Source organism: Streptomyces sp. TRM68367, from assembly GCF_014495685.1.
GTDB lineage: Bacteria > Actinomycetota > Actinomycetes > Streptomycetales > Streptomycetaceae > Streptomyces.
Map to the genome: position 1 here is coordinate 86,724 of NZ_JACTVI010000021.1, position 23,482 is coordinate 110,205.

General features: G+C 69.4%; 23 protein-coding genes, 2 pseudogenes and 1 riboswitch. Of the genes and pseudogenes, 15 read left to right on the forward strand and 10 right to left on the reverse strand.

Translation table 11 applies throughout. From position 1 onward, the window contains the following. Positions 1–440 precede the first annotated feature (440 nt). A complete protein-coding gene (gene dnaB / locus H8R17_RS16635; protein ID WP_187823972.1) occupies positions 441–1,919 on the forward strand; it encodes a replicative DNA helicase in 1,479 nt (492 codons plus the stop codon). 29 nt (positions 1,920–1,948) lie between these two features. Further along, positions 1,949–2,383, forward strand: a complete 435-nt coding sequence (locus H8R17_RS16640; RefSeq protein ID WP_187823973.1) for a VOC family protein — start codon at positions 1,949–1,951, stop codon at positions 2,381–2,383. A gap of 166 nt (positions 2,384–2,549) precedes the next feature. Here H8R17_RS16640 and H8R17_RS45705 read toward each other — a convergent pair whose 3' ends face one another. Continuing rightward, positions 2,550–2,753 carry a hypothetical protein gene (locus H8R17_RS45705; protein ID WP_223125118.1) on the reverse strand — a complete coding sequence of 68 codons (204 nt, stop codon included), beginning with the start codon at positions 2,751–2,753 and terminating at the stop codon, positions 2,550–2,552. Positions 2,754–3,133: 380 nt separating this feature from the next. On the opposite strand from H8R17_RS45705, the pseudogene H8R17_RS16650 reads away from it, so the two are divergent. Then, a pseudogene (locus H8R17_RS16650) lies at positions 3,134–3,310 on the forward strand (DUF664 domain-containing protein); the annotation flags it as partial. A 364-nt stretch (positions 3,311–3,674) separates the two neighbouring features. After that, complete coding sequence (locus tag H8R17_RS16655; RefSeq protein WP_187823974.1) at positions 3,675–5,060, forward strand: serine hydrolase; 1,386 nt, start codon at positions 3,675–3,677, stop codon at positions 5,058–5,060. 81 nt (positions 5,061–5,141) lie between these two features. Here the strand turns inward: H8R17_RS16655 and H8R17_RS16660 are convergent, their stop codons facing one another. Together H8R17_RS16660 and H8R17_RS16665 are read right to left on the reverse strand one after the other, a co-directional pair. After that, entirely contained in the window at positions 5,142–5,594 is a 453-nt protein-coding gene (locus tag H8R17_RS16660; RefSeq protein WP_187823975.1) for a GNAT family N-acetyltransferase, read from the reverse strand. 9 nt (positions 5,595–5,603) lie between these two features. After that, positions 5,604–6,083, reverse strand: a complete 480-nt coding sequence (locus tag H8R17_RS16665) for a MarR family winged helix-turn-helix transcriptional regulator (protein ID WP_187823976.1) — start codon at positions 6,081–6,083, stop codon at positions 5,604–5,606. A 140-nt stretch (positions 6,084–6,223) separates the two neighbouring features. On the opposite strand from H8R17_RS16665, the gene H8R17_RS16670 reads away from it, so the two are divergent. Next, positions 6,224–7,432, forward strand: coding sequence for an MFS transporter (locus H8R17_RS16670; RefSeq protein ID WP_187823977.1), 1,209 nt, complete (start codon positions 6,224–6,226; stop codon positions 7,430–7,432). A gap of 123 nt (positions 7,433–7,555) precedes the next feature. Here H8R17_RS16670 and H8R17_RS16675 read toward each other — a convergent pair whose 3' ends face one another. Then, positions 7,556–8,470, reverse strand: a complete 915-nt coding sequence (locus H8R17_RS16675; protein WP_187823978.1) for a GNAT family N-acetyltransferase — start codon at positions 8,468–8,470, stop codon at positions 7,556–7,558. Positions 8,471–8,693: 223 nt separating this feature from the next. Here H8R17_RS16675 and H8R17_RS16680 point away from each other — a divergent pair, with 223 nt between their 5' ends. Both H8R17_RS16680 and H8R17_RS16685 read left to right on the forward strand, forming a co-directional pair. Then, positions 8,694–9,326: an HAD family phosphatase gene (locus H8R17_RS16680; protein WP_187823979.1), complete on the forward strand. Its 633-nt coding sequence runs from the start codon at positions 8,694–8,696 to the stop codon at positions 9,324–9,326. 409 nt (positions 9,327–9,735) lie between these two features. Next, the gene (locus H8R17_RS16685; RefSeq protein WP_262505289.1) at positions 9,736–11,289 is read left to right on the forward strand and encodes a globin domain-containing protein; all 1,554 of its coding nucleotides are present in this window, start codon (positions 9,736–9,738) and stop codon (positions 11,287–11,289) included. Positions 11,290–11,303: 14 nt separating this feature from the next. On the opposite strand, the gene H8R17_RS16690 is transcribed toward H8R17_RS16685, so the two are convergent. The 5 genes from H8R17_RS16690 to H8R17_RS16710 form a co-directional block, all read right to left on the reverse strand. Then, positions 11,304–11,786 carry an NUDIX domain-containing protein gene (locus tag H8R17_RS16690; RefSeq protein ID WP_187823981.1) on the reverse strand — a complete coding sequence of 161 codons (483 nt, stop codon included), beginning with the start codon at positions 11,784–11,786 and terminating at the stop codon, positions 11,304–11,306. Positions 11,787–11,886: 100 nt separating this feature from the next. Beyond that, positions 11,887–12,792, reverse strand: a complete 906-nt coding sequence (locus H8R17_RS16695) for a LysR family transcriptional regulator (RefSeq protein WP_187823982.1) — start codon at positions 12,790–12,792, stop codon at positions 11,887–11,889. Between the two features lie 229 nt (positions 12,793–13,021). After that, complete coding sequence (locus H8R17_RS16700; RefSeq protein WP_187823983.1) at positions 13,022–14,185, reverse strand: cystathionine gamma-lyase; 1,164 nt, start codon at positions 14,183–14,185, stop codon at positions 13,022–13,024. Continuing rightward, complete coding sequence (locus tag H8R17_RS16705) at positions 14,182–14,724, reverse strand: low molecular weight protein-tyrosine-phosphatase (RefSeq protein ID WP_187823984.1); 543 nt, start codon at positions 14,722–14,724, stop codon at positions 14,182–14,184. Before H8R17_RS16705 ends, H8R17_RS16700 begins: the two co-directional genes overlap by 4 nt. Positions 14,725–14,730: 6 nt before the next feature. After that, entirely contained in the window at positions 14,731–15,111 is a 381-nt protein-coding gene (locus H8R17_RS16710; RefSeq protein WP_187823985.1) for a phage holin family protein, read from the reverse strand. A gap of 59 nt (positions 15,112–15,170) precedes the next feature. Here H8R17_RS16710 and H8R17_RS16715 point away from each other — a divergent pair, with 59 nt between their 5' ends. The 4 genes from H8R17_RS16715 (at position 15,171) to H8R17_RS16730 (ending at position 17,568) form a co-directional block, all read left to right on the forward strand. Further along, complete coding sequence (locus H8R17_RS16715; protein ID WP_187823986.1) at positions 15,171–15,488, forward strand: cupin domain-containing protein; 318 nt, start codon at positions 15,171–15,173, stop codon at positions 15,486–15,488. Positions 15,489–15,646: 158 nt separating this feature from the next. Then, positions 15,647–15,859 carry a DUF5326 family protein gene (locus H8R17_RS16720; protein WP_187823987.1) on the forward strand — a complete coding sequence of 71 codons (213 nt, stop codon included), beginning with the start codon at positions 15,647–15,649 and terminating at the stop codon, positions 15,857–15,859. 289 nt (positions 15,860–16,148) lie between these two features. Then, positions 16,149–17,006: an IclR family transcriptional regulator C-terminal domain-containing protein gene (locus tag H8R17_RS16725; protein WP_187823998.1), complete on the forward strand. Its 858-nt coding sequence runs from the start codon at positions 16,149–16,151 to the stop codon at positions 17,004–17,006. A gap of 124 nt (positions 17,007–17,130) precedes the next feature. Beyond that, positions 17,131–17,568, forward strand: a complete 438-nt coding sequence (locus tag H8R17_RS16730; RefSeq protein WP_187823988.1) for an SsgA family sporulation/cell division regulator — start codon at positions 17,131–17,133, stop codon at positions 17,566–17,568. Between the two features lie 193 nt (positions 17,569–17,761). Here the strand turns inward: H8R17_RS16730 and H8R17_RS16735 are convergent, their stop codons facing one another. Next, positions 17,762–19,684 (reverse strand): YibE/F family protein, encoded by a 1,923-nt coding sequence (locus tag H8R17_RS16735; RefSeq protein ID WP_399476819.1) that lies wholly within the window; start codon positions 19,682–19,684, stop codon positions 17,762–17,764. Between the two features lie 72 nt (positions 19,685–19,756). After that, positions 19,757–19,947: riboswitch (TPP riboswitch) on the forward strand. Between H8R17_RS16735 and thiC the strand changes: the two genes are divergently transcribed. The 4 genes and pseudogenes from thiC to H8R17_RS16755 all read left to right on the forward strand — a co-directional run. After that, on the forward strand, positions 19,940–21,754 hold the full coding sequence (thiC, locus tag H8R17_RS16740; protein ID WP_223125121.1) for a phosphomethylpyrimidine synthase ThiC: 1,815 nt from the start codon (positions 19,940–19,942) through the stop codon (positions 21,752–21,754). Its footprint overlaps the riboswitch before it by 8 nt. Positions 21,755–21,998: 244 nt before the next feature. After that, entirely contained in the window at positions 21,999–22,376 is a 378-nt protein-coding gene (locus H8R17_RS49230; protein WP_187823989.1) for a transposase, read from the forward strand. Further along, positions 22,286–22,699 carry a transposase gene (locus H8R17_RS48680; protein ID WP_187823990.1) on the forward strand — a complete coding sequence of 138 codons (414 nt, stop codon included), beginning with the start codon at positions 22,286–22,288 and terminating at the stop codon, positions 22,697–22,699. Before H8R17_RS49230 ends, H8R17_RS48680 begins: the two co-directional genes overlap by 91 nt. 167 nt (positions 22,700–22,866) lie before the next feature. Further along, positions 22,867–23,374: pseudogene (locus H8R17_RS16755) on the forward strand (transposase); the annotation flags it as partial. Positions 23,375–23,482: the final 108 nt, after the last annotated feature.

Consider the following 23,482-nt stretch of genomic DNA (forward strand, 5'->3'; position numbering starts at 1 on the left):
ACAGGTAATAAGTGCAAAGCAATTATGACCCTTACTCACCCTTGCGTGGCGCCGCCTGCCGTGTACGGTTCGGAACGATCTTGAGCCGACTGGGGAAGTTTTTGTTCTGCACAGCCGGTGGATGGCAATGCAGCAGGTCAAGCCCGCTTTTCCGGAAGGGTGGAGAAGCTTGTTCACAGGCTGTCCACCGGGCCGTGCACAGGTTTCGCGGAGTTCTCCACAGCATCTGAGCCGTCGTCCACATGGCCTGTGGATAACCAGATTGGCTGACGGTGCCGACGGGCCTACGGTTGTCCGGCGCCCACTCCGTCCGCCGGTTTTCAAACCGCCATAAAACCGGCGCGTCACAACCGGAGTTGGGCCTCTCAATTTGTCAGTGCCGTGCCGTAGAAAAGAGGGGCACGGCTAGGTCCGCTCGGCGGACGGGAGGAGGTGGCTCGGTGAGCATTTCCGAGCCCTTGGACGACCCGTGGGCCGACAGCGGTCCCAGTGATCGTCTGCCCGCCTCCCGCCGCCGCGGCGACGGGCCCCGGGGTCGCGACGAGCAGCACGACCGCGGCCAGGACGACGGAGTGTGGGACGGCGCGGGCCCGTCGTTCGAACGTGTACCGCCCCAGGACCTGGAGGCCGAGCAGTCGGTCCTCGGCGGCATGCTCCTGTCCAAGGACGCCATCGCGGACGTCGTCGAGATCCTCAAGGGCCACGACTTCTACAAGCCGGCCCACGAGACGATCTACCAGGCCGTCCTCGACGTCTACGCCAAGGGCGAGCCGGCCGACCCCATCACGATCGCCGCCGAGCTGACCAAGCGCGGCGAGATCAACAAGGTGGGCGGCGCGGCGTATCTGCACACCCTCGTCCAGACGGTCCCGACGGCGGCCAACGCCGCGTACTACGCGGAGATCGTCCATGAGCGCGCCGTCCTGCGCCGCCTGGTCGAGGCGGGGACACGCATCACGCAGATGGGGTATGCGGCCGACGACGACGTCGACGAGATCGTCAACCGCGCCCAGGCGGAGATCTACGCGGTCACCGAGCAACGCACCAGCGAGGACTATCTGCCGCTCGGCGACATCATGGAGGGCGCGCTCGACGAGATCGAGGCGATCGGCTCGCGCAGCGGTGAGATGACCGGCGTGCCCACGGGGTTCACGGACTTCGACTCGCTCACCAACGGCCTGCACCCCGGACAGATGATCGTCATCGCCGCGCGACCCGCGATGGGCAAGTCCACGCTCGCGCTGGACTTCGCGCGGGCGGCATCGATCAAGAACAACCTGCCCAGCGTTATCTTCTCGCTGGAGATGGGGCGCAACGAGATCGCGATGCGCCTGCTGTCCGCCGAGGCGCGGGTGGCCCTGCACCACATGCGGTCCGGGACGATGACCGACGAGGACTGGACGCGTCTGGCGCGGCGGATGCCGGACGTCTCGGCGGCCCCGCTTTACATCGACGACTCCCCGAACCTGTCGATGATGGAGATCCGTGCCAAGTGCCGGCGGCTCAAGCAGCGCAACGACCTCAAGCTGGTCGTCATCGACTACCTCCAGCTGATGCAGTCCGGCGGCTCCAAGCGGGCAGAGAGCCGTCAGCAGGAGGTCTCGGACATGTCCCGGAACCTCAAGTTGCTGGCGAAGGAGCTGGAGGTCCCGGTCATCGCGCTCTCCCAGCTGAACCGTGGTCCCGAGCAGCGCACGGACAAGAAGCCGATGGTCTCGGACCTGCGTGAGTCGGGGTCCATCGAGCAGGATGCCGACATGGTCATCCTGCTGCATCGCGAGGACGCCTACGAGAAGGAGTCGCCGCGCGCGGGCGAGGCGGACCTGATCGTGGCGAAGCACCGTAACGGTCCGACGGCGACGATCACGGTCGCCTTCCAGGGGCACTACTCGCGGTTCGTGGACATGGCCCAGACCTGACCGTCCATGCGCGCCACTAAGGTGGACTGATGGCGTCGATCAGGCAGTTCCAAGTTACCTTCGACTGCGCAGAACCTGAACGCCTCGCTCGTTTCTGGTGCGAGGTGTTGGGGTACGTCGTACCGCCGCCGCCGGAGGGGTTTGCTACTTGGGACGATTTCGATCGCTCACTGCCGCCTGCGCAACAGGATTCAGCGTTCGCCTGCATTGATCCCTCAGGTGTGGGCCCGCGACTGTTCTTCCAGCGCGTTCCCGAAGGCAAGGTCGTCAAGAATCGGCTTCATCTTGACGTGCGGGTCGGTACCGGGCTCGTGGGTGAAGAGCGCCTCGCCACACTCGAGGCCGAATGCGCACGACTGGTCGCGCTCGGCGCGGTTCGCGTGCGACTACTGCCTGCCGATGGCGACAACGAGTCGTGCATCGTGATGCAGGACATCGAGGGCAACGAGTTCTGTCTCGACTGAGGGGCCGCGAACGTGTCCTCTTTCTGTCCCCATGGGCCAAGACGAAGAACCGCCCCAGACCTGCAGGGCGCTGTGGCGCAGTGCGCCGGATCAGGCGCACGGGACGGGTGAGCCGTCCGGCCGGTTCGACGGATTACGACAACTAGACGAGTCTGTCCGAATACGGTTAGTGATCGAAGGCGGTCAGTGAGCGGCTCACCGCCTGGCCGGTCTGGAAGTTGTGCCAAATCGCGGCGACGAGTGCCAGGACGCGCTGGGCGACGCGCACGGCGACACCCTCGATGGTCCGTCCGCCGTGTTGTTCCAGGTCGAGTTGGCCTTTCAGGGTGTCGTTGACCGACTCGATGAGCTGGCGGACCTTCTTGAGCATCGGCTCGCCGCGGCATTACCTCCTTCTTGCGGGACGGCCGCAGCAGCGTGATGCCCTGTGCGGACAGTGACCGCTCGAACGGCTTGGACGCGAAACCCTTGTCGGTGATCAGGAGGAGGCCGGGACGTTCGCGCACGACGTCGGCGTCGACCTCCAGCATCGCGGCCAGCACCTCCCGCTCGCCGAGCTTCGGGTCGGCCAGGGCCCACAGGATGGGCATCCCGGCCGGGACGCACACCAGGTACAGCCGCAGCCCCCAGAAGAACCGCGAATGCGACGCGCAGTAGCCGGGTCGGTGCCGCTCGGACTGCTGCATGAGGCCCGACCGTGGCGGACGTTTCGCCCGTACAGGGGGGCACCACCGACTTCGCCCCGGAAGTGCGAACAAAGTGCTCGACCGGTGCAACGACCTCGGGGCACCGGTCCCTCGACCGCAGCCAAACCGCCCCGCTCCCAGCGTCCGCTGGGCACTCACCCACATGATCGAGGAGACCGGCCGTCACGCGGGCCACGCGGACATCCTCCGCGAACTGATCGACGGCTCGACCGGCCGCTGATCCACGCCAGTTCGTCACCGTCGAGTCCCTGTTGAATCGGGCTGTGCGCGGTGACCGAGGATGCCGTCCTCAACTGGAACGCGCCCGCCCCGACCAACACTCGCCTGGCGGCTGACAGACAGAACGCCATGTCCAGCATCCGCAGACCAGAGTCCACTGGTCCGGCGAGTACGAGACGAGCTGGCTGCTGCGCTGGGTCATGCCGCGCTACCTCCAGAAGTTCATGCAGGGCATGGCGGAAGGGCTGGCCCGCTACGCGGAGGAAGGCAAGCCAGCCCACTGAGGGCCTACGTGGCAGCACGCGTTCGGCCGCCCCGGGCGAAATGCGCTCGACCGCGGGTGCCGGTGCAGATGGACTGGGCGCATGACGACACCTCAGGAAGAACTGCTGCCCGGCACACGGCGCGCGCTGCTGCACCGGATCGCCGTCGCCCAGGCCGAGGGACGGGCGCCCTCGCTGGTCGCGACCGTCGTGCGGGGCGGAGCGTCGGTGTGGACGGGTGCGCGGACCTCGGTGGACGGGCACGGGCCGGACGAGAAGGTGCAGTACCGCATCGGCTCGATCACCAAGACCTTCACGGCCGTGCTCGTGCTCCGGCTGCGCGACGAGGGCCTGCTCGATCTCGGAGATCCGCTTGAGAAGCATCTGCCGCGCACGGGGGCGGGGGAGGCGACCATCGCCGAACTGCTCGCGCACACGGGCGGGTTGGCGGCCGAGTCGCCCGGGCCCTGGTGGGAGCGGACGCCCGGGTCCCTGCGGCCCGAGCTCGCCGACGTGCTGGGTGAGCGGCCCGTTCTGCATCCGGTCGGCCGACGCCACCACTACTCGAATCCGGGCTACACGCTGCTGGGCGCGCTCGTCGAGAAGCTGCGCGGGGCCACTTGGGAGGAGGTGCTTCGGCGCGAAGTGCTCGAACCCCTGGGGCTGAACCGGACGAGCGTACGACCGCAGGCGCCGCACGCGGGCGGCTGGGCGGTGCACCCCTGGGCGGATGTGATGCTGCCCGAGCCCGCGGAGGACCTCGGCCGGATGGCACCGGCCGGCCAACTGTGGTCCACGACAGGTGACCTGGCACGCTTCGCCGTGTTCCTGATCCAGGGCGACGACAGTGTGCTGAGCGCGTGGACCCTGCGGGAGATGCGAACGCCCGCCGCCCCGGCGGAGACGGCTGATCTGGCCGACGGCCTGACGTACGGACTCGGCATGCAGGTCCTGCACCGCAGCGGGCGGCTGCTCGTGGGGCACTCCGGCTCGCTGCCGGGCTTCCTGGCGAGCCTCCTCATCAGTGAGGCGGACGACGTGGCCGCGGTCGTGCTGGCCAACTGCACCTCCGGGCCAACGCTCTTCTCGGTGGCCGCCGACCTCGTGCGTACCGTCGCCGAGGCGGAGCCGCGGATCCCCGAGCCGTGGTGTCCGCTGCGTGACGTCGAGCCGTCCGTGCTGGAGCTGGCCGGGCAGTGGTACTGGGGGACACACGGCTTCGCGCTGCGTGTGGCGTCCGACGGGCTGGTCTCCCTGGAACCGCTGTCCGGCAACGGCAGGCGTTCCCGCTTCGAGCCGAACGGTGATGGCACCTGGACGGGCCTGGAGGGCTACTACGCCGGAGAGCTGCTGGAGGCCGTACGGCGACCCGACGGGTCCGTGAGCCACCTGGACCTCGGGTCGTTCGTGTTCACGCGTCAGCCGTACGAGGAGGGAGCTCCTGTGCCCGGCGGGGTGGATCCGGAGGGGTGGCGCGGGATCGGCTAGAGGCCGTGGCGACCGGTGAGCGTCCTGTTTCACGTGAAACAGGACGCTTCCCTTGTCTGAAGGGCTGTCACAGCAGGCTGGTCACAGCTGGAGCTTGAAGCCCACGTGTGAGGCGGTGAAGCCGAGTCGCTCGTAGAAGCGGTGGGCGTCGGTGCGGGTGGCATCCGAGGTCAGCTGGACCAACTGGCAGCCCTGACTCCGGGATTCGAGGATCGCCCACTCGATGAGCTGCCTGCCCAGGCCGTTGCCGCGCTCGTCGGCGTGGATACGTACGCCTTCGATGATCGAGCGGGTGGCGCCGCGCCGGGAGAGGCCCGGAATGATCGTCAACTGGAGCGTGCCGACAACACGGCCCTCGCGTACAGCCACGACGAGATGCTGGTTCGGGTCGTCGCTGAGGCGCTCCAAGGCCGCCAGGTACGGGGCCAGGTCATCCGGTGACTCGCGCTGGGCGCCCAGCGGGTCGTCCGCGAGCAGGGCGACGATCGCGGGAACGTCGTCCGCGGTGGCGGCACGCATCGTGAGGTCTGCCATGCCCGAACCCTATGCGGGCATCTTCGGTTCCTGTGCGGGCACCTTCAGTGTCTCCACGACCCGGACGAGGGGGGCGAGCTCGGGGTTCCTGGCCGCTTCGTCGAGGGCCTTGCGCAGGGCGGCGTCGTTGGTCGGCCGCGCCTCCTCCAGCAGCTTCAGGCCCGCGTCGGTGACGTTGGTGTAGATGCCGCGGCGGTCGGTGGGGCAGAGGTAGCGCTCCAGGAGTCCGCGGTCCTCGAGGCGGGTCACCAGTCGGGTGGTGGCGCTCTGGCTGAGGACGACTGCGTCCGCGACCTGCTTCATCTGCAGGTGGCCACCGTCGCCGTCGTGCTGCCGGCTGAGCACATCGAGCAGGGAGTACTCGCGCACGCTCAGATCGTGCCGGGCCTGCAGGGCGCGCTCGATGTGCGCCTCGATCCTCCCGTGCAGCAGGGAGAGGGCGCACCAGCCCTGGGCGAGGGCGGTGAGTGCGGGGTCCGTCGCTGTCATTGGCGTTTCCTCCGTCCCGGAGCGGCTCTCTCCAGGATAGAGCAGCATCGCAATTGCCCGCGCTTGCATGTAGTCAGCGCCTGCAATTAATGTGATCGGAGTTAAGCGCTCCTGCAATCGTCTGGGAAGGTGTCTCTCCCATGCCTCTCGCGCTGCTGGCCCTGGCGATCGGGGCCTTCGGGATCGGCACGACCGAATTCGTGATCATGGGCCTGCTGCCTCAGGTCGCGGACGACTACGGGCTCTCCATCCCCACCGCCGGCTACCTGGTGACCGGCTATGCGCTCGGCGTCATGTTCGGCGCCCCGCTGATGACCGTGCTCGGCACCAAGGTCTCCCGCAAGCGGATGCTGATGCTGCTGATGGGCCTGTTCATCGCCGGCAACCTGCTCTCCGCCCTCGCTCCCGCCTTCGCCGTCATGCTCATCGGCCGCGTGGTCGCCTCGCTCGCCCACGGTGCCTTCTTCGGCATCGGCTCGGTCGTCGCCGCCGACCTGGTCGCCCCGGACAAGAAGGCCGGAGCCATCTCGATGATGTTCACCGGGCTCACCGTCGCCAACGTCGTCGGTGTCCCGCTCGGCACACTCGTCGGTCAGTCCGTCGGCTGGCGCGTCACCTTCGGCATCGTCGCCGCCCTCGGCGTCATCGGACTGGCCGGCGTCGCCCGGCTCGTCCCCGACATGCCCAAGCCGGAGGGCGTGCGCTTGCGCCACGAGCTGGCAGCCTTCAAGAACGCTCAGGTCCTGCTCGCCATGGCGATGACCGTCCTCGGTTTCGGCGGCGTCTTCGCGGCCATCACCTACATCGCGCCGATGATGACCCACGTCGCCGGATACGCCGACGGCTCCGTCACCTGGCTGCTGGTCCTCTTCGGCCTCGGCATGGTCGGCGGCAACCTGATCGGAGGCCGGTACGCCGACCGCGCCCTGATGCCCCTGCTGTACGTCTCCCTCGGCGCCCTGGCCGTCGTGCTCGCGCTGTTCACGCTCACCGCGCACGACAAGATCGCCGCCGCGGTGACCATCGTGCTGATCGGCGCCCTGGGCTTCGCCAGCGTCCCGCCGCTGCAGAAGCGCGTCCTCGACCATGCGCACGGCGCCCCGACCCTGGCCTCGGCCGTGAACATCGGCGCCTTCAACCTCGGCAACGCCCTGTCCGCCTGGCTCGGCGGACTCGTCATCGCGGCGGGCTTCGGCTACACCGCCCCCAACTGGGTCGGCGCCGCCCTCGTCGCGGCCGCCCTGGCGCTGGCCCTCCTCTCGGCCGCCCTGGAGCGCCGCGACACGGCCCACAGCACGCTCGTCCACGGCGCCGTGCCGGCCGAGCGGCGGACCGCCGTCCACCAGTGAGCCAACGCAGCGCACCGGGGCGCCCGGAGTGCATCAGCCGCAGGGCTCGGCAGGACTCAAGGACGACAGCGCCGACGCCGGTTCCCGACAACCCGGGAACCGGCGTAGCCGTATCGGAGCCCGTCAGCCGGCCGCCACCGTCACCGGGGCGAAACGGCGGCGCCAGTCCCCGGGCAGTTCCGTGATCCCGTACGTCATGACCGCGTTGAAGGCGACGGGCTCCAGACCGCGCTGCTGCGCCCAGGCCAACAGCTCTTCGTGCCGTACGTCGATGTCCGTGCGCAGCGGGCGGTCGGTGTGGGCGGCGAGCGAGGCGATCAGCGCCGTCGCCGTCGCCGTGTCGTGGGCGATGAGCGGGCCCACGACGTGGGTGTCCATGTTGGGCCAGGCGGCCGCGTATCCCGTGATCCGCCCGTCCTCCTCCGCGACGCGCAGCTGGTCGGCGAAGGCGGGCAGCCGCGTGATGATGTGCGTGCGGTCGGCGCCGAAGACTTCCTCGTCGAGCCGGAGGATCCCGGCGAGGTCCTCGGCGGTCGCGGCACGTGTGGTGACACCGGCCGCCGCCCGCGCCCCCGACGTGGTCTCCGCGCCCGTCATCGTCTCCGCCCCCGGTCCGGCGGGTGCGAAGTGCCCGCGCAGCATCTGCGCCCGGCCGGTGACCTTGAAGCCCAGTTCCTCGTACAAGGGCCGCCCGTTCGGCGTGGCGTGCAGAGTCAGGGGCGTGGTTCCCGTCACCGAGACCACATGGCGCATGAGCCGGCGGCCGACGCCCCTGCGCGCATACCGTTCGGCCACCAGCACCATGCCGATCGCACCGAGGTCGGGACGCTCCTGACGGCCGTACATGGTGACGGCGCAGGCGCTGAGGAGGCCGCCGTCGGGGGCGTCGATGCCGTACCCCGTTCCGGCCGTCAGCAGAAAGCTCCACTTGTGCTCTTCCCGTGGCCACCCCCGGTCCTCGGACAAGTCGGCGCAGGCCGTGAGATCGCGGAGCGTCAGACGGCGGATGGGCAGAGCGTCAAGGGAAGGAGTCGGCACGCAGGTCAGGCTGTCCGACGGGCGCTGCCGGCGTCCACCTGTTTCCGGGGAAGCATGCGAGCTTTTGGCCATGTCATGGCCAACTCCCAGGACACGGACCCACCTCATGGACCCACCCAGGCCAGGGACCCACGTCGGACGTTTCACGTGAAACACAGGAGAACCGGTGAGGGCTCTCTCCTCTCGTCGGAAGCGGACGGTACGCCCGTTAACCTCGGGGCCCATGACGAGACTTCACCTCTTCGACCTCGATGGCACCTTGCTGTACGGCAGTTCCGCGCCCGTGGAGATATCCCGGCAACTCGGGCTGGAGGCCGAGACGGTGGCGCTCGACCAGGCGATCTCGGCGGGGAAGATCGGCCCGCCGGAGTACGCGACGCGAGTGCACACGCTCTGGGCGGATCTCACCGAGGCCCATGTGACCGCGGCCTTCGACACCGCTCCCTGGCTGGAGCGGATCCGCGATGTCTGGACGGAGCTGAGACGGCAGGGCGACTACTGCGCGGTCGTGTCACTGTCCCCGTCCTTCTTTGTGGAACGGCTCCTCGGCTGGGGCGCGCACGCGGCCCACGGGTCCCGCTTCCCGTCCCTGCCGTTCTCCCAGCCCGTGGATCCGGCGGGAGTTCTCAGCGCGGAGGCCAAGGTGCGGATCGCCGACCGGCTGTGCGCCGAGTTCGGGGTGACGCGTGCCGACTGCGTTGCCTACGGCGACTCGCTGTCGGACCTGCACCTGTTCGGCGCGGTGCCGGTCTCCGTCGCGGTCAATGCGGATCGTCACCTGTCCGGCCTTGCGACGCACTCCTACGCGGGGAAGGATCTGTGGGAAGCCTATGAATTGGTACGGCGTGTCCGGTAATCGCCGGAATTGATGGTTCGCCTCTCGCTCTCATTCGTGCCGGGGGATGGGGGACTTGTGTGCGCTGGGCTGGCCGGTATGGTCGACTCCGGTTCGTGTCCCCGATGAGATGCACACATCCCGCGCGGGCCGCGAGCAGGGCAATGCAGCCTAACGGGACGGAGAGATCGAAGACCCGCGTTTCCGGTTATGCGGCCGAGGCGTCCTTATGGGGTGGGATGCTCGGCGAGATACTGCGGCCAATGTCACACTCTCGCCTTACTTGTCCGTACGGAGCCGGAATGCGGGTTGAATGTGGCCGCACTGGCCGCGACACCGGACGCACGGATTCCGTCCGCGGGGGAACGCAGGCACCTTCCACTGAGGAAGTGCGCAGACCGACCGAAAGATGTTCGAGGCGAGGCACACCATGGACGCTCCGACCACCACGTCGGCCGACAACGGCACTTCAGGCGGCGGGGGCGGCTGGTTCACGCCGCGCAAGCAGCCGGCGCCGGCACCGGGTGGCGAGTCCGGCGCGTCCGAGGGGCGACGCCCCGCCGCGATACGCCCGGTCGGCCGCCCCTCGGCCGACCCCGACCCCGACCCCGACCCCGCGACGGACGACACCGAACAGCCCTCCATACCGACGCCCGCCCCGGCCTCGACGCCCCTCGCACCTTCCCCGGCCCCCGCCGCCTCACCGGCCGCCTCCGCTACGACCTCCCCGGCGACCGCCCGGGTTGCCACGCCACCTGCCCCGCCCGCCTCCGTACCCGCCGCCCCGGCCGTCGCCGACCGGCGAGCACCCGACCCGGCAGTGTCCGACCAGCGCGTCCCCACCCAGGGGTCCGCTCCGCCCGCAACGGCATCCCCCGACGCCATCCTCATCCGCCGGACCATGGCCGAGATCACCCCGGTCGCCGACAAGGTCACCTCGTACTTCTACGCCTTGCTCTTCGTACGCCACCCCGAGCTGCGGTCGCTGTTCCCGGCCGCGATGGACACCCAGCGGGACCGGCTGCTCAAGGCTTTGCTCACGGCGGCCGACCAGATCGACAACACCCAGATCCTCGTCGAGTACCTGGAGAACCTGGGCCGCGGGCACCGCAAGTACGGCACCCGTGCCGAGCACTACCCGGCCGTGGGCGAATGCCTCATCGAAGCACTCAGCAAGCACGCCTCCGCCATCTGGAACGCCGAGATGGAGGCCGCCTGGGTCCGGGCCTACACGAAGATCTCCCAGGTGATGATCGACGCGGCGGCCACGGACGAACTGCGCGCCCCCGCCTGGTGGCACGCCGAGATCGTCACGCACGACCTGAGAACCCGCGACATCGCGGTCCTCACTGTCCGCCCCGACCAGCCCTACCCCTTCCTCGCCGGTCAGTACGCGAGCATGGAGACGCCCTGGTGGCCGCGGGTCTGGCGGCACTACTCCTTCGCCACGGCGCCCCGCTCCGACGGACTGCTGTCGTTCCACGTGAAGGCCGTCCCGGCCGGCTGGGTCTCCAACGCCCTGGTACACCGCGCCCGCCCCGGCGACATCATCCGGCTCGGCCCGCCCGCCGGCTCGATGACCGTGGACCACCGGAGCGACAGCGGACTGCTGTGTCTGGGCGGCGGCACCGGCATCGCCCCGATCAAGGCACTCATCGAGGACGTCGCCGAGCACGGCCACCGGCGACCGGTCGAGGTGTTCTACGGCGCCCGCACCGACAACGACCTGTACGACATCGACACGATGCTCCGGCTTCAGCAGGCCCACCACTGGCTGTCGGTCCGCGCCATCGTCGACGAACAGGCGCACCGCCAGCTCCCCGACGCCATCCGCGCCTACGGCCCCTGGAACGAGTACGACGCCTACCTCTCGGGCCCGCCCGGCATGATCCGCAGTGGTGTGGACGCCCTGAGGAACGCGGGCATCCCGTCGGAGCGCATCCGCCACGACTCGGTGGAGGAGCTCGTCACCGCCGTGAGCTGACCCGACGGCGGACGTCAGCCCAGGTCGGGCGCGTGCATGGCGCGTACGCCCTCGATGTTGCCATCCAGATAGTGCCGCAGCGACAGCGGGACGAGATGGACCGAGGCGATCCCGACCCGGGTGAACGGCACGCGCACGATCTCGTACTCACCGGCCGGCTCGTCCACCTCCGGCCCGTGCCGCAGGGACGGGTCCATGGACTCCAGCCGGCAGACGAAGAAGTGCTGCACCTTCACACCGGTCGCGCCGCCGTCCTCGCCGATGTGCTCGACGGTGTCCACGAAGCAGGGCACCACCGCGGTGATCTTGGCGCCGAGCTCCTCGTACACCTCGCGGTGCAGGGCGTCGACGACGGTCGGATCCTCCGGCTCGACCCCGCCCCCGGGTGTGACCCAGTAGGGATCCACACCGGGCTTGGAGCGCTTGATCAGGATCAGGTTGTCGCCGTCCAGCAGAACGGCGCGGGCGGTGCGCTTGACCACGGGTCGGACGGTCATGGATGAAATGTGGCCCGGCTGGTTCCACGTGAAACATCGCGAAACGTCACCGGTCGGGGCCGGTGCGTCACGCCTTCTCAGTGCCATTCGGCCTGCCTCCTCAGTACCAGTCGGCGGCGGCGCGCTGGAGCCACTCGTGGGTCCGCGCGATGTGCGGCATCGCCAGTGTGCCGGTGCGGACCACCAGGAAGTACGTCCGCAGCGGCGGCACCGCCGGCTCGTGCAGGGCGACGACGTCACCCCGTTTCAGGGCGGTCGCGCACAGATAGCGGGGCAGCACCGCGAGACCGGCGCCCGCGACCGCGCAGGCGAGCACCGCGCGCAGGTCGGGGACGACGACGGTACCCGGCAGGGCCGGGCGGGAGTCGAAGACGGAGGCCCAGTAGCGGGAGACGAAGGGCAGTGACTCGTGCACCTCGACCACCGGGACGTGGTCCAGGGCGGGCGCTCCGTTGCCGCTGAGCTTCTCGGGGTCGACCTGCTCGGCCCAGCGCGGGGCGGCGACCAGGACGTGTTCCTCGTCGCACAGCGCAGTCGCGGTGAGCAGGGCGCCGCGCGGCCGGGCCGTACTGATGGCCAGATCATGATGCCCGGCGGCCAGCCCTTCCAAGGTCTCCTCGGCGTTCCCGAAGGAGGCGCGCAGCGCGAAGCCCTGGCCGTCCTCGCCGGTCAGCTCCGTGAGGGCGGGCAGAGCCCGCTCGGCGGTGAACTCGGGCGGCCCCGCCAGATGCAGCGTCCGTAAGGAGGACTCGTCGTCGAGCCCGGTCTCGGCGATCTCCACCAGGGCATCGAGATGCGGCGCGGCCTTGTGGGCCAGCTCGTCACCGATGGTCGTCGGCGTCACCCCGCGCGCCTGCCTGAGGAACAGCGGCCGGCCCAGCTGCCGCTCCAGTGTGCGGATCTGCGAGGTCACCGCCGGCTGGGACAGGCCCAGCAGCGCGGCGGCACGGGTGAATGAGCCGGCCCGGTGCACGGTGACGAAGGTGCGCAGCAACGCCAGATCCACGGCACACCCTCCCCTCACGCGGCCCTTCTCCCGGCCCCCCGGCCGCGCCCAACTATAAATAAGTCGATAGGTCTCTGTCGTTACGGTGATTGGACACTTACAGAGAGTCAACTAGCCTTGTTCGCACGGTTCTTCGCGCGCAGAACCGGGGCGGTCCGAGCCACGAGGGGGGAGGCTCGGACCGCCCGTCGTACGCGGCCGGACACGGCCAGGCGCATGGTGACCGCGGTCAGTCCGCCGAGGCGTCCAGGGCACGCAGTACGTCCGCCACCAGGTCCTCGGGATCCTCGGCACCGACCGAGAGCCGGATGAAACCCTCCGGCACCGCGTCGCCGCCCCAGCGTCCGCGCCGCTCGGCCGTGGAGCGCACCCCGCCGAAACTCGTCGCGTCGTCCACGAGCCGCAGCGCGTCGAGAAAACGGTCCGCACGCGCGCGCGTGGGCAGCGAGAACGACACCACGGACCCATAGCGCCGCATCTGCTGCGCGGCCACCTTGTGCGCGGGGTCGTCGGGGAGCCCGGGATGACGCAGCCCAGTCACCTCCGGCCGCCCCCGCAGTGCCTCGGCGACCGCCAGGGCCGTGGCGTTCTGCCGGTCGACGCGCAGCTGGAGCGTGGCGATCGAGCGGTGCGCGAGCCAGGCCTCCATGGGCCCGGGGATCGCACCGACGATCTTGCGCCAGTGGCGTACGGCGGCCATGGCCTCGGCGCTACGGCCGGTGACGTATCCCAGGAGGATGTCGCCGTGCCCGGTGAGCTGCTTGGTGCCGCTGGCCACCGAGAAGTCGGCGCCCAGCTCCAGCGGACGCTGCCCGAGGGGCGTGGCGAGCGTGTTGTCGAGGGCGACGAGGGCGCCACGCGCGTGTGCCGCCTCCGCGAGCCGCCGTACGTCGCACACGTCGAGGCCCGGATTCGAGGGCGTCTCGATCCACAGCAGCTGCGCGCCGTCGAGGACGTCGAGCTGGGCGTCGCCGCCGGTCGGCGCGGTGCGCACCTCGACGCCGTACGCCTCCAGCTGCGCGCGCACCAAAGGGAGGACCTGGTAGCCGTCGCTGGGCAGGACGACGGTGTCACCGGCGCGCACCTGCGAGAACAGCACCGACGAGATCGCGGCCATGCCCGAGGCGAACACCAGCGTCTCGGCAGCGTCCTGCCCGGGCGCCTCCAGCTCGCCGATGGCGCGTTCCAGGAGGGTCCAGGTCGGGTTGTTGTCCCGGCCGTAGTTGTACGGGCCGGTGGGATCGCCCGGCAGGTGGTAGTGGGCGGCGAAGGCCGGCCCGGGCAGGGCCGGTTCGTGCTTGACCGGCTCGGGCAGCCCGGCCCGTACCGCGCGGGTGCCCTCGCCGGTGCCCGTGGCCGCGCGATTGACGCCACCCTCAGGGGAGTCGTTCATGCCGCTAGCCCCTCCACGTCCTCGCACACCGCGGCGAGCAGACCGGCGCTCGCCGCCTCCACCATCTCCAGGCACGCCTCGAAGCCGTCCACGTCCCCGTAGTACGGGTCCGGAACGTCGAGGTCACCCTCATCCCATGCAGAAGGGGCGTGCGAAGCGCTCCTTGAGGGGTGGTGGCCGGGCGACGGGCGGGCGTACGACCGCAGCAGCCGCACCTTCGCCGCGTCCTGTTCCGTCGGCGCGAGCCGGCGCAGCGTCCTGAGGTGGCCGGAGTCGAGGGCGATGACGAGGTCGAGGCGGGAGAACCAGGACGACCGGAACTGCCGGGCCGTATGGGTGCTGTCGTAGCCGTTCTCCTCCAGGACGGCCACCGTGCGCGGGTCGGCGCCGTCGCCCTCGTGCCAGCCGTCCGTGCCGGCGCTGTCGACCTCGACCAGGCCGTCGAGCCCGGCCTCCGCCACACGCGCGCGGAAGACGGATTCGGCCATCGGGGAGCGGCAGATGTTGCCGGTGCAGACGAAGCAGACGCGATAGGTCATCGCCGCTCAGTCCTTGCCGTCGGGCAGGACGACGTTCAGCGCCCAGGACACGACGGAGATGATCAGGCCGCCCAGGACGGCCGTCCAGAAGCCCTCCACGTGGAAGCTGAGGTCGAGCTTGTCGGCCAGCCACGAGGTGAGCAGCAGCATCAGCGCGTTCACCACCAGCGTGAACAGGCCGAGCGTCAGGATGAGCAGTGGGAGGCTCAGCAGCTTCACGACGGGCTTGACCAGGAAGTTCACCAGGCCGAAGATCAGTGCGACGAGGATCAGCGTGCCGGTCTTCTTGCCCGTGCTGTCACCCGTCAGGGTGATCTTGTCGAGCAGCCATACGGCGACCGCCAGGGCGCCCGCGTTGGCGATCGTCTTGACTACGAAATTCATCATGTGTCTGATCGTGGCAGATGCGAACGCACAGCAGCAGAGGGGTAAGGGCGGACGAGGCGATGAAGGCATTCCGACTGGACGAACTGGAGGCGGAACGCGCCGCCAACGAGGGGGCGTACCTTCAGTTCCTGCGGGAGCGGAACATGTCGGTCGGCCTGTACGCCCTCAACGCGGGTGAGCCCGACCCGCAGAAGCCGCACAGCCAGGACGAGGTGTACTTCGTCGTCAGCGGGCGTGCGGCGATCACCGTGGGCATGGAGACGACGGAGGTGGCGCGCGGCAGCGTGGTGTACGTGCCGGCCGGAGTTGCCCACAAGTTCCACCACATCAGCGAGGACCTGAGGGTCCTGGTGGTGTTCTCTCCGCCCGAGAGCTGAGCCGTGACCTCCGGATTCCCTAGGGGACAGGTCAGGGGAGGACAAGGGATGCGAGGGCCCCGCCGGGACACCTCGCGGCTCTAGCATCGAGTGCAGGACATCCAGAGACCGACAGGACCCGGCACTCAGGCGGGGCGAGAAAGGTAAGGGCGAGAGCGATGCGAGAGATCTTCACGGGACTGCCGTGGTGGGTGAAGTGGATCGCGGTGCCGGTCATCGCCCTGGTCGTGTTCGGCGGGCTGATAGCCAGCGTGGTCGGCTTCGTCATCGGCCTGCTCTTCAAGGCGCTGGTCTTCGTCGCCCTGGTCGGCGGACTGATCTACGTCGTACGGAAGTTCATGTCGAGCTCGTCGTCGCGCGGCGACTGGTGAGCGTCCTGGGCTCTGACCGGTAAAAGGAACCAGCGGTTCCCTCGGGGGAGGGAAGTTTTCCGGCCGGGCCGTCCGCGTGCGGTGGCGGACGGTTAGAGTCCGGAACTCGACGCGGGGACGATCCCCCGCGAGCGGCGTACACCCCCACCCGTGCTCCAGCACGGGCTGCCCCTTCGCGCTTCGGGAGTGACCCTTGGCCACGGCTGACACCGCACCGGCAGAGCCAGACGCATCCGACGTCCCCACCCAGGACCACCACACCTGGCCCCCCGAACGGCCCGGCCTCCCCATGCAGCCGCAGCCCGCGGCGACACACCGGCAACGGCGTACGACGCCACCGGCCCAGCGGTCGGCCCCGGCTCCGGCGCCCTCACCCGCCCCGCCGCCGGAGGCGCCTGCCTCCGGAACCTTCATCGGGTCGGTACAGCGCGCGATGCGCCTCCTTGAGTCCGTCGCACAGCACGAATACGGGGCCCCCGCCAAGCAATTGGCCCGCGAGACCGGGCTGGCGCTGCCCACGACGTACCACCTGCTGCGCACCCTCGTGCACGAGGGCTATCTGAGCCGCGACAAAGGGCTGTTCTTCCTCGGCGCGGCGACCGAGCGGCTGAGCAGCAGCGGAGCACAGCAGAAACGTCGCAGCGTGGTCGTCGACGCGCTCGCGCACTGGCGCGACGCGATCGGCGTGCCGGTGTACTACGCGGTGTACCGCGAAGGCGAGGTCGACGTCATGTGCGTCTCCGACACCCCGGGCATCCCGGCGGTCGAGGAGTGGGCCGACTTCCGCGAGACCGGGCACGCGCACGCCATCGGGCAGTGCCTGCTGTCGCAGCTCGACGAGGAGGCCCGCCGCGACCACCTCGACCGCTACCCCGTGCAGCGCATCACGCCGTACACGGTGCGTGACAATCACAGTCTGCTACGGCGCCTGGACCGGATGCGCCGGATGGAACCGGTGATCGAGCGACAGGAGTACGCCCTGGGCACCGTCTGCGCGGCGATCCCGATCACGGTCGGCACCACGGCCGCGACGATGGCCATCTCCCTGCCCTTCCATCAGGCCGATCGGCTGCTCCCCGCGGCGTATCAGCTGCAGACCGAGGTGGGACGGCTTCTGGGGTCGCTCGCCCTCTCTATCAGTATCTGAAAACTCACTCCTTGTGATCTGGTGTGTACGTTCAGCAAGATGCCTGCAGTGTCAGGGGGTTCGTTCCCGGCGAGGGCGCCGGGATCCGTTCCCTGCCAGTCGACCGCAAGTGACGGGGTAGGCGATGCGCGAGTCCGTACAGGCAGAGGTCATGATGAGTTTTCTCGTGTCCGAGGAGCTCTCCTTCCGCATCCCGGTGGAGCTGCGTTACGAGCCCTGTGATCCCTATGCCGTCCGGCTGACCTTTCATCTGCCCGGCGATGCCCCGGTGACCTGGACCTTCGGCCGGGAGCTGCTGATCGACGGGGTGGGGCGGCCGTGTGGGGACGGCGACGTGCGGGTCTCGCCGGTCGAGGCCGACGTGCTGGGTGAGGTCCTGATCCGGCTTCAGGTGGGCGCCGACCAGGCGCTGTTCCGCTCCTCGTCGGCGCCGCTCGTGGCCTTCCTCGACCGCACTGACAAGCTGGTGCCGCTGGGCCAGGAGGGTTCGCTGGGCGACTTCGACGCCCACCTCGACGAGGCGCTGGACCGCATCCTGGCGGAGGAACAGAGCGCGGGCTGAGCGTTACGGCAACGCCGCCGGGCGGGGGCTGGCGTAACGCTTCAGCGGCGCTGTCGGGCGTTGCAGGAACGGTTCTGTGCCCTGTGTCCCCGGGGGTGCCTGCGCATGGAACGTGCGGCGCACGGACCCGCTACGGGCCCCGTTCCCGCGGTGCGATGCTGGTGTTCGGGCGCCGTCACCGCGATGCCGGGCGTCAGCGCTTGCGGCGCCGCCCCCGCCCGCCGCGTACCGGCGACGGGGCCGGACGGGTGTCCGGGGCCGACATCGCCGGTGCCCTGTCCGGGGACGAACGGTCGGCCGAGACGACAAGGGCCGCGAGGCCCGTCGTGACCGGCACCGAGGCGACCAGGCCGATCGAGCCGACCAGCGTGCGCACGATCTCCTCCGCGACGATCTCGCTGTTGGCCACGGTCCCCACGCCGCTCTGCGCGATCGAGAAGAGCAGCAGCAACGGCAGGGCGGCACCCGCGTAGGCGAGGACGAGCGTGTTGACGACGGACGCGATGTGGTCGCGGCCGATGCGCAGGCCCGCCCGGTACAGCCCGCGCCAGCCCATCGACGGGTTGGCCTCGTGCAGCTCCCAGACCGCCGACGTCTGCGTGACCGTCACGTCGTCGAGGACACCGAGCGAACCGATGATGACGCCGGCGAGCAGCAGACCGCTCATGTCGATCCCCGGATACAGCCCATGGATCAGCCCGGTGTTGTCGTCGGTGTTGCCGGTGAGCGCGGCCCAGCCGATGAACAGCAGTCCGACCACGCCGGTCAGCAGCAGCGAGACCAGGGTGCCGAGCACCGCCACGGATGTTCTGGCCGACAGGCCATGGCTGAGATAGAGGGCGATGAGCATGATGGCGCTCGCCCCGACCACCGCCACGACCAGCGGGTTCGAGCCCTGCAGAATCGCGGGCAGGATGAAGAAGTTCAGCACCAGGAAGCTGATCGCCAGCGCCAGCAGCGCCATGACGCCCCGCATCCGTCCGACGACCACGACGGCGAGTGCGAAGATGCCGGCCAGCAGCGCCATGGGGAAGCGCCGGTTGACGTCCGTGACCGAGTACTGCAGGTCCCTCGGCGCGGAGGGCTCGTAGGCGACCACGACCTCCTGGCCCTCACGCAACTGCCGGGACTGGTCCGGCTGGACGATCTCGGTGAACGTACGGCCCTTGTCCTTGCCGCTGTCGACCCGGACCGTCGCCCGCTTGCAGGTGCCGTTGGCCTGCTGCGCCGCGGTGGAACCCTCGGCGGTGGAGGTGTCGCCGGTCGGGGGGACGCTGGAGGCGTTGACGTCCTTGCAGCTCAGCTCGACCACCTTGGTGACCGTGGCGTCCTGCGTCTGGCGGTCGAAGCCGACGCCGGTGCGCTCATGCGGCGGGGCGCCGCCCGGCCACAGCACCGTGAGACCCACCAGCACCGCCGCGCCGAACGGGATGAGGATCGCCGCGATGAGCTTGCGCAGGTGCTGGGAGACGGGGGCCGCCGGGCCGTGGCTGTGCGTGTGGACATGCCCGTGCCCGCCACCGCTGCCGGGGCCGGGACCGCTGCCGAAGTCGGGCCCGTGGCCGCCGCTGGAGTCGGGTCCGTGACCGCCACCCGGACCATGGTCGTGACCGTCGCCACCTGCTCCGGACTCGTGCCCGCCGGAACCCGGACCCGGCCTCGGTCCCGGACCATGCCCGCTGGGACCGGGACCCCGGCCATGCCCGCCGGGACCGGAACCCGGGCCATGCCCACCCGAACCGAAGCCCGAGCCGTGCCCGGGGCCACCAGGACCGGAACCGGGCCCGTTTCCGTGAGCGTCGGGGCCCGGTCCGGGGCCGTGCCCCTCACCGGTATGCCCGGGCCGGATCCCGGAGCCCGGCCCGTAACCGCCACCGGGCCCGTGACCGTCCCCTCCGGGACCAGGGCCCTGCCCGATTCCGCCGCCGGAGCCACGTCCGTCGTCGAGCCCGCTGCCCCGCATGTCCGCGAAGTCTTCACCACGGCCGACGCCACGGTCATCGCGACGATCGTGACCGCCGTCTCTGCGGCCGTCACCGTTTCCGGCGCCCTGTCCGGGGCCGGATCCGCGGCGTGGTTCGGGCAGTGGGTACGGGGGGTGCTGCGTCGTGGTCACCGACCGATCATCGCAAGAACGAGCGGGGCCCTCTGTTCACCGCGCCCGGATTGCCGCTAGCGTGGAGGCACCTTTTGTACACGCGGGAGCTCGGAGCACCGGGCTGAGAGGGCGCTGACCTCTGTCCTAGCGATGTTTCACATGAAACGTCACCGAAAGTCGAGTGATGTTTCACACGAAACGTCGGCGGACGGAAGCCGCTGCGTCGACCGCCGAACCTGTTACCGGGTAATGCCGGCGTAGGGAGTAGGTCTCATGACCAACAAGGACGCACGCACGCCTGCCTCCACGCAGATCTCCAGCAACAGTGAGGGCGACGGGGAGGCCGGGAAGTCCATCGGCTGGCACAAGGCGTATGTCGAGGGTTCACGCCCCGATCTGCGCGTGCCGGTCCGCCAGGTGCACCTCACCAACGGGCAGTCGGTCACGCTGTACGACACCTCGGGCCCGTACACCGATCCGCTCGTCGACACCGATGTCCGCAGGGGCCTGTCGCCGCTGCGGGAGAACTGGATCATCGCCCGCGGCGACACCGAGGAGTACGCGGGCAGGCCCGTCCGTCCAGAGGACGACGGGGTCAAGCACACCTCGCCGCGCGGCGGCCTGCGCAACCTGGACGCAGTCTTCCCCGGACGGCCGCGCCAGCCACGCCGCGGCCGCGACGGCAAGGCGGTCACGCAGCTCGCGTACGCGCGCCGGGGCGAGATCACGCCCGAGATGGAGTACGTGGCCATCCGGGAGAACGTCGCACCGGAGGTCGTACGGGAGGAGATCGCGGCGGGCCGGGCCGTACTGCCCGCCAACGTCAACCACCCGGAGATCGAGCCGATGATCATCGGCAAGCGGTTCCTGGTCAAGGTCAACGCCAACATCGGCAACTCGGCCGTGACGTCCTCCATCGAGGAGGAAGTTGAGAAGATGACCTGGGCGACCCGCTGGGGCGCCGACACCGTCATGGACCTGTCCACCGGCCGGAACATCCACACCACCCGCGAGTGGGTGCTGCGCAACTCCCCCGTCCCCATCGGCACCGTGCCGCTCTACCAGGCACTGGAGAAGGTCGACGGCCGGGCCGAGGAACTGACCTGGGAGATCTACAAGGACACGGTCATCGAACAGGCCGAGCAGGGCGTGGACTACATGACAGTCCACGCGGGCGTGCGCCTGGCCTACGTGCCGCTCACCGCCAACCGCAAGACCGGCATCGTCTCGCGCGGCGGCTCGATCATGGCCGCGTGGTGCCTCGCGCACCACAAGGAGTCGTTCCTGTACGAGAACTTCGAGGAACTCTGCGAGATCCTCGCCGCCTACGACGTCACGTACTCCCTCGGCGACGGCCTCAGGCCGGGCTCGATCGCGGACGCCAACGACGAGGCGCAGTTCGCGGAGTTGAGGACGCTCGGGGAACTCAACCGGATCGCGAAGCGTTTCAACGTACAGACCATGATCGAGGGCCCGGGACACGTCCCGATGCACAAGATCAAGGAGAACATCGACCTTCAGCAGGAGATCTGCGATGAAGCTCCGTTCTATACGCTCGGCCCGCTGACGACGGACGTCGCGCCGGCGTACGACCACATCACCTCCGGCATCGGTGCCGCGATGATCGCCTGGTGGGGCACGGCCATGCTCTGCTACGTCACGCCCAAGGAGCACTTGGGTCTGCCCAACCGTGACGACGTCAAGACCGGCGTCATCACCTACAAGATCGCCGCCCACGCAGCCGACATCGCCAAGGGGCACCCAGGCGCGCAGGAGTGGGACGACGCGCTGTCCGACGCCCGGTTCGAGTTCCGGTGGGAGGATCAGTTCAACCTCGCCCTCGACCCGGACACGGCACGGGAGTTCCACGACGAGACGCTGCCGGCCGAGCCTGCCAAGACGGCCCACTTCTGCTCGATGTGCGGACCGAAGTTCTGCAGCATGAAGATTAGCCAAAGCATCACAGAGCGGTTCGGTGGTGCCGGCGCTGAAGGCGCGTCGCAGGAGGAGGTCGCGGCGGGGATGCTCCAGAAGTCGAAGGAGTTCGCTGAGGCGGGGAACCGGGTTTACCTGCCGATCGCGGACTGAGCCCACCCTACGGCGGTCCGTGCGGTCTGAATCTGGCTGACAGCACGGGCCGCCTGGTCGTTGCCGGCACAGGGGGCTGGAGCACTGGAGTCACTGTTGCCCAGACCTACCACGAAGAGCCTCGCTTGGATCCCCTGGACATCTGATAAGAGCTCGTAACAGGATCTTGTTGAGGTGCCCTGGTCGGGCGTGACCGATGTGATGATCTGGCCGATCGTGTCGTGTGACGACTCGGCCGTGGATCGTGGATGACGACTTGTGGGCCCGGATCGAACCGCTGCTGCCGCCTTGGCCGGAGCGGTCGCCAGGGCCGAAGCCGGTACCGGATCGGTTGTGCCTGCAGGGTATCTTGTACGTCCTGCACCAGGACATTGCCTGGCAACTCCTGCCGCAGGGGCTGGGATTCGGCTCCGGGCAGACGTGCTGGCGGCGCCTGGACCGCTGGCAGAAGGCCGGGGTCTTCGAGCGGCTGCACCGCCTTCTGCTTGCCGAGCTGAACGCGGCTGGCGAACTCACTGGTCCCGCGCGTGCGTGGATGGCTCCCATGTTCGCGCGAAAAGGGGGGCCGGGACGGGCTCGTCGCCGGTCGACCGGCGCAAGACGGGCAGCAAAGACCACCTGATCTGCGACGGCAGGGGCACCCCGCTGCACGTCATCACGACCGCCGCCAACGTCAACGACATCACCCAGACCCTCGACCTGGTCGACGGCATCCCGCCCGTCGCCGGTCGGCCCGGCCGACCTCGACGGCGCCCGAGTCCATCCTGGCTGACAAGGCGTACGACTCGAAAGCCGTGCGCCGTGAGCTGCGCCGCCGCCGAATCCTGCCCGTCATTTCCCGCAAGGGCGCCCCGAATATCAAGGGCCTGGGCAAGCTCCGCCACGTCGTCGAGCAGACCTTCGCCCTGCTCCACCAGTTCCCTCGCTGTCCGATGGGAACGATGAGTGCGAGGTAGCAGTGACAGCGAAGGACGACACCTGGCAAGGCTAACCTCGCGCCTCACGAGATGGGCTGTCCGAAGCTTGATCACAAACGCGAGAAGTGCTCCTGACCTGCAACGATAGGGCTTGTCGAGAGTCCTGTTGGCTGCAAGGAAAGAAGCTCTTCTCAGGTGACCAAGCGTATCGGGTCCTATCCGCGTGTCCGTGTCGAGGGCGACGGCCGCGGGGTGGTCTCAGCCCGGGGCCGTGCTGATGGTGGAGACGGTCCGCAAGACCGGTCTGGACGAGGCGATATCGGCTGCGCTTGCGCTCTGGCGCGAGCCGCTGGCGGTGCACGATCCGGGCAAGATCCTGCTGGATGTGGCGCTCGCGGTCGCACTCGGCGGGGACTGCCTGGCCGACGTTGGCATGCTGCGGGCCGAACCGGCCGTGTTCGGGCCGGTGGCCTCCGACCCCACGGTTTCCCGGCTGATCGACACACTCGCTGCGAGCGGGAAACAAGCCCTGGCCGCCATCCGTACGGCTCGGGCTCAGGTCCGCCAGTACGTCTGGACGCGGGCCGGTGAGGCGGCCCCGGATGCCGATGGGCAGGTGCTCGTGGACCTGGACGGAGTGCTCGTCCTCGCGCACTCCGAGAAGCAGGGCGCCTCTGCGACCTGGAAGAAGACTTTCGGGTTCCAGTGCGCCATGAGGCGCTCGTGCGCCGTGAGGCGCGGTGAATCGAAGGAGGTGCAAGACCTCCTCGCCAGTCTGTCGCAGCAGGCTGGTGGGAGCTGAACGCAGTCC